This window comes from Streptococcus cristatus (assembly GCF_003943505.1).
GTDB lineage: Bacteria > Bacillota > Bacilli > Lactobacillales > Streptococcaceae > Streptococcus > Streptococcus cristatus_E.
Map to the genome: position 1 here is coordinate 1 of NZ_RJPS01000086.1, position 650 is coordinate 650.

At 40.3% G+C, this 650-nt stretch carries 2 pseudogenes; one reads left to right on the forward strand and one right to left on the reverse strand.

What is annotated here, in order from left to right:
- Positions 1 to 453 (reverse strand): annotated as a pseudogene (locus D8792_RS11135) (Xaa-Pro dipeptidyl-peptidase); the annotation flags it as partial.
- A 102-nt stretch (positions 454 to 555) separates the two neighbouring features.
- On the opposite strand from D8792_RS11135, the pseudogene D8792_RS11140 reads away from it, so the two are divergent.
- Positions 556 to 650, forward strand: a pseudogene (locus D8792_RS11140) (aquaporin); the annotation flags it as partial.

A 650-nucleotide genomic window follows, 5' to 3' on the forward strand; every position in this document is an offset into this window, starting at 1 on the left:
GTGGTAGGTATTGTCCTCAGGAATCAAACCCTCGCTGACCAGCTTATCAACCAACAGATTGCCATTTTTTGTCCGAGTGTTGAGTAACTGATAGAGGTTTTCTAGCAGATCGCCGTAAACGATAGGGAAGTTGCTTTCTGTTCGGAATTTCTCAAGATCGGTGAAATCAACAAAAGGCACAAAATCCAAGAGCTGAAAGGCAGTCATATAGAAGACCTCAGCTGTCAGTTCGCGGTCTGACTCGAAGAAGGTCAATAGGTCAGTTTCGCTATCAGCTGCCCAAGCTCGAAGCAAGTAGTCCCTATCCTGATAGAGAAAGAAACAACGTTGTAGGAAGCTTTGGAGATTGTCTTTGTCAGAAAGTTGCGGCTCATAGATGAAGCCCAACTCGGCTAATTCTTGGCGCATAGTGTCTGGATTTGTCTTGCGATAACTATACTGATTGAAGCGCATATTTTTCCCTCTTTTTCTGGTTTTTATTTAAAATGACCTTTACATTATCCATTATACTTGATAAAATATAGATTGTCTAAAAAATTTTAAAGGAGAAATTAGATGGATTTCAGTTGGGCTATTAAATATGCCACGGAATTTTTAGGAACAGCTATCCTGATCATTTTGGGGAATGGTGCTGTTGCCAATGTTGAATT